This is a genomic window from Streptomyces spiramenti, assembly GCF_012034385.1.
Taxonomy (GTDB): Bacteria; Actinomycetota; Actinomycetes; order Streptomycetales; family Streptomycetaceae; genus Streptomyces; species Streptomyces spiramenti.
This window is the reverse complement of record NZ_JAAVJB010000223.1, coordinates 1-8,168: the sequence shown is the minus strand read 5'-3', so window position 1 is coordinate 8,168 and position 8,168 is coordinate 1. Positions and strand designations below refer to the sequence as shown.

Genomic DNA, 8,168 nt, shown 5'->3' with positions numbered 1-8,168 from the left:
TTCACCCGTTCGCGGCGGCCCGGCGGCCCGGCGGACGCTCGGGTGAGCAGCGCTCGCGGGTCCACGGAGCCCTCCGGGTGGCGCCGCACCGGTCGCACGGCGAGCGGCGGCCCCCTGCAGCACGCCTCCGGTGCCGTGCCGGGCCGCGTGAGGCGGGAACGGGACCCGGTTCGGCGGCGGCCGGCAGGTCGGTGGACCGATACCGAGCCGCCACCCTCCCGGACGCGCCACTCCCATGGCGGCCCCGGAGCCCGGACGGACGCCCTCGCCGTCCGGCCCGGCGTTCTTGCTCGCCCCGCTCAGCCCTCGGTCCACCCGGGGTCGACGTGACCCGGCCCTGAGGGGCCGGGCTTGGAGGCGGGGCGCGGCTGGCCGCCGCGTGGCCTCCTCCGTGCAGACACCTATGGGGTGGCAGGGACGCCTGAAAGTCCGATCGATCCGCTCAGTCCGCGGGCAGGTGCCGGTCCAGTTCCTCCGGGTCCTCACCCTCCGCCTCCAGGGCCTCGCGCACTACCCGGAGGGCGAGCCCCTCCGAGTAGCCACGCCGGGCGAGCATCCCGGCCAGGCGCCGGAGACGGCGCTGGCGGTCGAGACCGCGAGTGGCGTGCATCTTGCGTTCGACCAGGGCCCGCGCGGTCTCCTCCTCCTGCTCGGGATCGAGTCGCGAGACGGCCTCGTCGATCACGGCAGGCTCCACGCCACGGGTCCGCAGTTCACGGGCGAGCGCTCGCCGGGCGAGACCGCGCCCGTGGTGCCGGGAGTCCACCCAGGCGCCGGCGAACGCGGCGTCGTCGATGAGCCCGACCTCCTCGAAACGGGAGAGCACCGTCTCGATAGCCTCCTCGGGGATCTCCCGACGCCGCAGCGCGCTCGCCAACTGGCTCCGGGTGCGGGGAGTCCCGGTCAGCAACCGCAGGCAGATCGCCCGCGCTCGCTCCACCGGGTCTTTCGGCTCACCACCCCCGAACCGCTCCTCCCCTGCCGATGAGGCGGAGGCGTCGGTGGTGTCACGCCGGTGGCGTGAACGGCCGGCTCGCCCCGCACCCCCTCCGAACGGCACCGGTCAGCTCTTGGCTGCTGCGGACTTGACCGCCTTGGTCGCCTTGCCGGGGGCGACCGCCGGCGCGGGCACCGAGGCGGCGGTCTCCGCGGCGTCGGCAGCAGGCTCCGCGGCAGGCGTCTCCGGCTTCGGGCCGATGCCCAGCTTCTCCTTGATCTTCTTCTCGATCTCGTTGGCGAGGTCGGGGTTGTCCCGCAGGAAGTTCCGGGAGTTCTCCTTGCCCTGGCCCAGCTGGTCGCCCTCGTAGGTGTACCAGGCACCCGACTTCCGGATGAAGCCGTGCTCGACGCCCATGTCGATGAGGCCGCCCTCCCGGCTGATGCCGATCCCGTAGAGGATGTCGAACTCGGCCTGCTTGAAGGGCGGGGCGACCTTGTTCTTGACCACCTTGACGCGGGTGCGGTTGCCGACCGCGTCGGTGCCGTCCTTGAGGGTCTCGATCCGGCGGATGTCCAGACGCACCGAGGCGTAGAACTTCAGCGCCCGGCCACCGGTGGTGGTCTCCGGGGAGCCGAACATGACGCCGACCTTCTCCCGGAGCTGGTTGATGAAGATCGCGGTGGTCTTGGACTGGTGCAGGGCGCCGGTGATCTTACGGAGCGCCTGACTCATCAGACGTGCCTGGAGGCCGACGTGGGAGTCGCCCATCTCACCCTCGATCTCCGCGCGCGGCACCAGGGCGGCGACGGAGTCGATGACGATGAGGTCCAGCGCGCCCGAACGGATCAGCATGTCGACGATCTCCAGCGCCTGCTCCCCGTTGTCGGGCTGGGAGAGGATGAGCTGGTCGATGTCGACGCCGAGGTTGCGCGCGTACTCGGGGTCGAGGGCGTGCTCGGCGTCCACGAAGGCCACGGTGCCGCCGGCGCGCTGGGCGTTGGCGACGGCGTGCAGGGTGAGGGTCGTCTTGCCGGAGGACTCCGGGCCGTACACCTCGACCACGCGCCCACGCGGGAGACCGCCGACGCCGAGCGCCACGTCCAGCGCGGTGGAGCCGGTGCCGATGACCTCGATGGGCTCGTTGCTCCGGTCGCCCATGCGCATCACGGCGCCCTTGCCGAACTGTCGTTCAATCTGCGCGAGGGCGGTGTCCAACGCCTTCTCGCGGTCCGTACCTGCTGCCATGGGTGCCACCGGTTTCTGGTTTGTTCGCTTCACGTCGACCGACGCTAGCTGCTGCCACTGACAAACGCGTCCGACCGCCACCCGCGACGAGCCGACCCTCTTCATGAGAATAGGTGTTCGATTTTCCTGTCAAGTGGCTCCACATGGTTGTGGAGAACCAGAAGCCGCAGGTCACAGCAGGTTTGAGGATGGCTGTGGAGAACTTCCTCACCCGAAGGAGTGGTCAGCCTGCCCTCGGGCCGCCTCCTGGCTCGGTCGGTACCTCTGTCTCGCGGGGACGCAGCGGTCGTGGGTGCCCAGGGTCACGAGAGCACCGCCGGACCGGCTCACCACCCGGACCCGGACCGGCCCGCCCCTCACCGTCTCAGCGACGCTCGGGCGGGACCTCCATCGCGACGCAGACCGCCCGCCAGACGGTCTTGGCGTCCCAGCCGGCATCCAACGCCTCGTGCACCGTCCGCCCACCGAGCTCCGACATCACGTGGTCGCGCGCGAAGGTGTCCGCGTACCCGCTGCCGAAGTGCTCCGCCATCCGCCGCCAGAAGTCCGTCAACCGCATGCCCCCAGTATCCCGCCCCGCTCCGTGAACCCGACCGGCGGCGGGACCACCTCGAACGTCAACCGAGAGCTCGCACGGCGGCGGTGACCACCACCGCCACCCCGATCACCAGCAGGAAGGGGGCGCGGAGCAGCACGGCGACGGCCGCGGCGACCACCCCGGCGACGCGGGCGTCGACCACGAGCTCACCGGGCCCTCCCCCGAAGGTCTGCAGTGCGGTGAGCGCGGCGAGCAGCGCCACCGGAAGCAACACCGCCAGCCGGCGGACGAGCGGCCGTTCCAGCAAGCCCGCCGGCACGGAGAGACCGAGCAGTTTCACCAGGTAGCACCCGACTGCCGTCAGCCCGATCGCGATCCACACGCTCATCGCGGCACCCCCGCGTCCCCGCTCCCGCCCCCCGGCCGGGCGTCGCGACGCGCCGGCTCCTCCGCTCCGGCGGTGGCGCTGCGCCGCGAACGTGCGCGCGCGCCGGAGACCAGCAGCACCGCCGGCGCCGCGGCTGCCGCCACCAGGACCGGCACACCGGCCGGCAGCAGGGGTACGCACACCAGCGCGAGCAGGACCGCCAGCGCCGCCGTCGCCCGCTCCCGCGCCCCGCCGAGCATGGGTGCCAGGAGTGCCAGGAACACAGCGGGGCCCGCGGCGTCCAGTCCCCACGCCGCCGGATCGCCCAGCGCCCCGGCGCCCACCGCTCCGAGGAGGGTGGTCAGGTTCCACAGCACGTAGAGGGTGGCTCCCGTGACGGCGAAGCCGAGACGTGCCGCTCTCGGGTCCGACTGCGCGAGAGTCACGGCCGAGGTCTCGTCGATCACCCAGTGCGCAGCCAGCGGTCGCCGCCAGCCCCGCACCCGGAGCAGCCCGGCGAGCCGGAGACCGTAGAAGGCGTTCCGCGCGCCCAGGAAGAAGGCGCCCGCCGCCGCCGTGTACGGATTGCCGCCCGCAGCGACGGCGCCGACGAGTGCGAACTGCGAGGCGCCGGTGAACACCAGGAGGCTCAGCACGCAGGCCTGGAGGACGGAGAGTCCCGCGCTCGCCGCCGTCACGCCGAAGGCGAAGCCGGAGAGCCCGACGGCGACCCCGACCCCGAGCCCGTCGCGAACCGCCGCACGGCGCGCCACGGTGGCGTCCGGCACCGGAACCGACGGGGCGGGGGTGGTGACGGGAGCGGCCGGGCGGTCGGGAGGACCGGTCACGGGCTGTCCCGCCCGGGGCGGGGCCGGTGGCACCGGCGGTTCCTGGGCTGTCACGGGTTCACGGTAGCCCCGTGCGTCGTACCGGCACCCGCCTCGTTCTCCTGGCGGACACCCGGCCGCCTGGCCCGGCCCGGCCGAGGAACGCCCGCGGGTGCCCCGCCGGTGAACCGTGACCGCATTACGGGGCGGGCGGCGCATCGCCCCGCGGTGACCGCCGGGACACCCGCGTGCCGTCCGCACGCCGGTGTCGGTGGCAGGGTGCACGATGGTCGCATGACCGATCGCCCCGCCGCGGTGCCCGAGCACTTCTCCCCCGCCGTGCGGGCCTGGTTCTCGGGGGCCTTCGACGCGCCGACCGCCGCCCAGGCGGGTGCCTGGGAGGCCATCGGGGCGGAGTCGGACGCGCTGGTCGTCGCCCCCACCGGCTCCGGGAAGACGCTGGCGGCCTTCCTGGCCGCTCTGGACCGCCTCTCCTCGGTCCCGCCGCCCGCCGAGGCGGAGAAGCGCTGCAGAGTGCTCTACATCTCGCCGCTGAAGGCGCTGGCGGTGGATGTGGAACGCAACCTCCGTTCGCCGCTGACCGGCATCCGGCAGGAGTCGGTCCGGCTCGGCCTGCCGGAGCCCGACATCCGGGTCGCCATCCGTTCCGGCGACACCCCGGCGGCCGACCGGCGTGCCATGGCACGCCGACCGCCCGACATCCTCATCACCACTCCCGAGTCGCTCTTCCTCATGCTCACCTCCGCCGCCAGATCGGCGCTCGCCGGGGTGGAGACCGTGATCCTCGACGAGGTGCACGCCGTCGCCGGGACCAAGCGGGGCGCGCACCTCGCCCTGACGCTGGAGCGGCTGGACGAGCTGCTGCCGCGGCCCGCACGGCGCATCGGGCTCTCCGCGACGGTCCGCCCGGTGGAGGAGGTCGCCCGGTTCCTGTCGCCGCGCCGTGGGGCGACGGTGGTGCAGCCGCCCTCCGGCAAGGAGTTCCGGCTGTCGGTGGAGGTGCCCGTCCCCGACATGAGCGAGCTGGGCGGGTCACGCCTCCCGGAGGCGGCGGACGATCCGGCGGACCCGAGCGCAGCCGACCGGCCGTCGATCTGGCCCTCCGTGGAGGAGCGGATCGTGGACCTCGTCCGCGCCCACCGCTCCACCATCGTCTTCGTCAACTCGCGCCGCCTCGCGGAACGCCTCTGCAACCGCCTGAACGAGATCGCGTACGAGCGGGACACCGGCGAGGCGCTGCCGGAGGAGCACGGCCCGGCCGAGCTGATGGGCGGCTCCGGGGCCGGCGCGTCGGCCCCGGCGGTGCTGGCGCGCGCCCACCACGGCTCGGTGTCGAAGGAGCAGCGGGCGCGGGTCGAGGAGGAGCTCAAGGCGGGCCGGCTGCCCGCCGTCGTGGCCACGTCGAGCCTGGAGCTCGGCATCGACATGGGCGCCGTCGACCTGGTGATCCAGGTCGAGTCCCCGCCCTCCGTGGCGTCGGGCCTCCAGCGCGTGGGGCGCGCGGGCCACCAGGTCGGCGCCGTCTCCTCGGGGGTGGTGCTGCCGAAGTACCGGGGTGACCTGGTGCAGTCAGCGGTGGTGACGGAACGGATGCGGTCGGGAGCGATCGAGGCGCTGCGGGTGCCCGCCAACCCGCTGGACGTCCTGGCGCAGCAACTGGTGGCCATGACCGCGATGGACAGCTGGGACGTCGACGAACTGCTGCTCCTGACCCGCCGCGCGGCACCGTTCGCCTCGCTCCCGGAATCCGCCTACCACGGCGTGCTCGACATGCTGGCGGGACGCTACCCCTCCGACGCGTTCGCGGAGCTGCGGCCCCGCCTCGTGTGGGACCGGGTGGCCGGCACGGTGACGGGGCGGCCCGGCGCGCAGCGGCTCGCGGTCACCTCGGGAGGCACGATCCCGGACCGGGGGCTGTTCGGTGTCTTCCTCGCCGGGGAGGCGGGCCCGCGCGGCGGGGGTCGCCGGGTCGGGGAGCTCGACGAGGAGATGGTGTACGAGTCGCGGGTGGGCGACGTCTTCACCCTGGGCACCACCTCCTGGCGGATCGAGGACATCACGCGCGACCAGGTGCTGGTCTCCCCCGCCCCGGGGGTTCCCGGGCGGCTGCCGTTCTGGAAGGGCGACCAGCTGGGGCGCCCGCTGGAGCTCGGCCGGGCGCTGGGCGCCTTCCTGCGGGAGGTCGGGGCCCTCGCTCCGGACAGCGCCCGCGAACGGCTCACCGCCGCCGGGCTGGACGAGTGGGCGGTGGACAACCTTCTCGCCTACCTGACCGAGCAACGCGAGGCGTGCGGCCACATCCCGGACGACCGGACCATCGTGGTCGAACGCTTCCGCGACGAGCTGGGCGACTGGCGGGTGGTGGTGCACTCTCCGTTCGGAGCGCAGGTGCACGCGCCGTGGGCGGTCGCCCTGGGCGCGCGACTGAGCGAACGCTACGGCCTGGACGCGCAGGTGCTGCACGCCGACGACGGCCTGGTGCTGCGCCTCCCGGACGCCGACCTCCTCGGCATGGCGGACGACGGCGACCCCCTTCCCGACGCCGGTGGTGACGAGGCGCCGCTGGGCGCCGAGGACGTGCTGTTCGGCGCCGAGGAGATCGAGCAGGTCGTCACGGACCAGGTGGGAGGATCGGCGCTCTTCGCGTCGCGCTTCCGGGAGTGCGCAGCGCGGGCACTGCTGCTGCCGCGCCGCAACCCGGGCAGGCGGACGCCGCTCTGGCAGCAGCGCCAGCGGGCGCACCAGCTGCTCTCGGTGGCGAGCGAGTTCGGTTCTTTCCCCATCGTCCTGGAGGCGGTGCGCGAGTGCCTCCAGGACGTGTTCGACCTCCCCGGGTTGCGCGAGCTGATGGCGGACGTCGAGTCGCGCCGGGTGCGCACGGTCGAGGTGACCACCCGTGAGCCCTCGCCCTTCGCCAGGTCGCTGCTGTTCGGGTACGTGGCCCAGTACCTCTACGAGGGCGACTCGCCGCTGGCGGAGCGGCGGGCCGCTGCGCTGTCGCTGGACTCCCGACTGCTGTCGGAGCTGCTGGGACAGGCGGAGCTGCGCGAGCTGCTGGACGCGGACGTGCTCGTCGAGCTGGAACGGGAACTCCAGTGGCTGGCCCAGGACCGCCGGGTCAAGGACGTGGAGGGCGTCGCCGACGTCCTGCGGGTGCTCGGTCCGCTGACGGACGAGGAGCTGACGGCGCGCGGGGCACGGCCCGAGTGGGCGTCGGAGCTCGGAGCGGCCCGCCGGGCGATCAGCGTACGGATCGGGGGCCGCGAGCACTGGGCGGCGATCGAGGACGCCGGGCGCCTGCGGGACGCTCTCGGCGCGGCGCTCCCGGTGGGCGTCCCGGAGGCGTTCACCGAACCCGTCGCGGAGCCGCTGATCGACCTGCTGGCGAGGTTCGCCCGGACCCACGGACCGTTCACCACCTCCGAGGCGGCGGCCCGCTTCGGGTTGGGACGGGCGGTCGCCGAGGGTGCCCTGGCGGGCATGACCGCCTCGGGGCGGCTGGTGCGGGGGGCCTTCCACCCGGCCCGGCCCGCGGGCGACGCAGGGCAGGAGTGGTGCGACCCGGCGGTACTGCGCCGGTTGCGACGGCGCTCGCTCGCGGCGCTGCGTGAGGAGCTGGAGCCGGTGCCGCCGGCCGCGCTCGCCGAGTTCCTCCCGCAGTGGCAGCACGTGTCGGCCGCCTCGGGCGACGGCGGTCTGCGCGGGCTGGACGGCCTGGTCCGTGCGGTCGAGCAGTTGCAGGGCGCCCCCGTTCCGGCATCCGCGCTGGAGCGGCTGGTGCTGCCCGCACGGGTACGCGGCTACGCGCCGGCGATGCTGGACGAGCTGATGGTCTCGGGCGAGGTCCTGTGGGCCGGTGCGGGATCACTGGCCGGGAAAGACGGCTGGGTGTCGTTGTTCCCGGCGGACTCCGCACCGCAGCTGCTGCACGAACCGCACCCGCTGGAGCTGACCGAAGCGCACCGGGCGGTGCTCGACGCCCTGAAGGGCGGGTTCGGCCTGTTCTTCCGGGACATCGCCGCGCGGGTGGGCGCGTCGGGGGTGGCGGCGGGCGACGCCGCGCTGGCCGAGGCGGTCTGGGAACTGGCGTGGTCCGGTCGGCTGACCAACGACACCCTCGGCCCGCTGCGGTCCCTGCTCGGTTCGGGCCGGACGGCGGGGTCGACGGCGCACCGGGCGCGCCGGTCGCCGCCTCGCGCCCGGTACGGCGGGCGTGGCGGCCTGCCGGGG

Annotated in this window: 6 protein-coding genes; 1 reads left to right on the top strand and 5 read right to left on the bottom strand. The window is 74.1% G+C overall.

All coding sequences use genetic code 11. From position 1 onward, the window contains the following. Nucleotides 1-442 precede the first annotated feature (442 nt). The 5 genes from recX to HCJ92_RS19925 form a co-directional block, all read right to left on the bottom strand. Nucleotides 443-1,060: a recombination regulator RecX gene (recX, locus tag HCJ92_RS19945; RefSeq protein WP_167934994.1), complete on the bottom strand. Its 618-nt coding sequence runs from the start codon at nt 1,058-1,060 to the stop codon at nt 443-445. A gap of 3 nt (nt 1,061-1,063) precedes the next feature. Continuing rightward, nucleotides 1,064-2,185, bottom strand: coding sequence for a recombinase RecA (gene recA / locus HCJ92_RS19940; RefSeq protein WP_167934993.1), 1,122 nt, complete (start codon nt 2,183-2,185; stop codon nt 1,064-1,066). 364 nt (nt 2,186-2,549) lie between these two features. Beyond that, entirely contained in the window at nt 2,550-2,744 is a 195-nt protein-coding gene (locus HCJ92_RS19935) for a DUF3046 domain-containing protein (protein WP_167934992.1), read from the bottom strand. 58 nt (nt 2,745-2,802) lie between these two features. Continuing rightward, the gene (locus HCJ92_RS19930) at nt 2,803-3,111 is read right to left on the bottom strand and encodes an AzlD domain-containing protein (RefSeq protein ID WP_167934991.1); all 309 of its coding nucleotides are present in this window, start codon (nt 3,109-3,111) and stop codon (nt 2,803-2,805) included. Then, nucleotides 3,108-3,938 (bottom strand): AzlC family ABC transporter permease, encoded by an 831-nt coding sequence (locus tag HCJ92_RS19925; protein ID WP_167934995.1) that lies wholly within the window; start codon nt 3,936-3,938, stop codon nt 3,108-3,110. The genes HCJ92_RS19930 and HCJ92_RS19925 overlap by 4 nt, the downstream gene beginning before the upstream one ends. Nucleotides 3,939-4,211: 273 nt before the next feature. Here HCJ92_RS19925 and HCJ92_RS19920 point away from each other — a divergent pair. Next, nucleotides 4,212-8,168, top strand: a 3,957-nt coding sequence (locus HCJ92_RS19920) for an Lhr family ATP-dependent helicase (protein WP_167934990.1), incomplete at its 3' end; no start/stop codon positions are given.

Bases quoted from the DNA above. Each gene is read 5' to 3' on its own strand.
- HCJ92_RS19930 (WP_167934991.1), bottom strand. From the start codon at position 3,111: ATGAGCGTGTGGATCGCGATCGGGCTGACGGCAGTCGGGTGCTACCTG.
- HCJ92_RS19935 (WP_167934992.1), bottom strand. From the start codon at position 2,744: ATGCGGTTGACGGACTTCTGGCGGCGGATGGCGGAGCACTTCGGCAGC.
- recA (WP_167934993.1), bottom strand. From the start codon at position 2,185: ATGGCAGCAGGTACGGACCGCGAGAAGGCGTTGGACACCGCCCTCGCG.